Source organism: Streptomyces endophyticus (assembly GCF_035798155.1).
Lineage (GTDB): Bacteria > Actinomycetota > Actinomycetes > Streptomycetales > Streptomycetaceae > Streptomyces > Streptomyces endophyticus.
Genome location: NZ_JAOZYC010000100.1, coordinates 1 through 371 on the forward strand (window position 1 = coordinate 1; position 371 = coordinate 371).

1 protein-coding gene is annotated in these 371 nt (G+C 64.4%); it reads left to right on the forward strand.

Going from position 1 to position 371, the window contains the following annotated elements; all coding sequences use genetic code 11:
• Nucleotides 1-371: cbb3-type cytochrome c oxidase subunit I (locus OKJ99_RS14950; RefSeq protein WP_326016688.1), on the forward strand; the 371-nt coding region annotated here is incomplete at both ends.

Sequence of the window (371 nt, forward strand, 5' to 3'; positions counted from 1 at the left end):
CTGGTCCTGCTGGCGTTCCCGGTCCTGGCCGCCGCGCTGTTCGCCCTGGAGGCGGACCGCAAGTTCGGTGCCCATGTCTTCGACGCGACCAACGGCGGCGCGCTGCTGTGGCAGCACCTCTTCTGGTTCTTCGGCCACCCGGAGGTGTACATCATCGCCCTGCCGTTCTTCGGCATCGTCTCCGAAGTGATCCCGGTCTTCTCGCGCAAGCCGATCTTCGGCTACTCCGGCCTGGTCGGCGCCACGATCGCGATCGCCGGTCTGTCGATCACGGTGTGGGCGCACCACATGTACGTCACCGGCGGTGTGTTGCTACCGTTCTTCTCCTTCATGACGTTCCTCATCGCCGTGCCAACAGGCGTGAAGTTCTT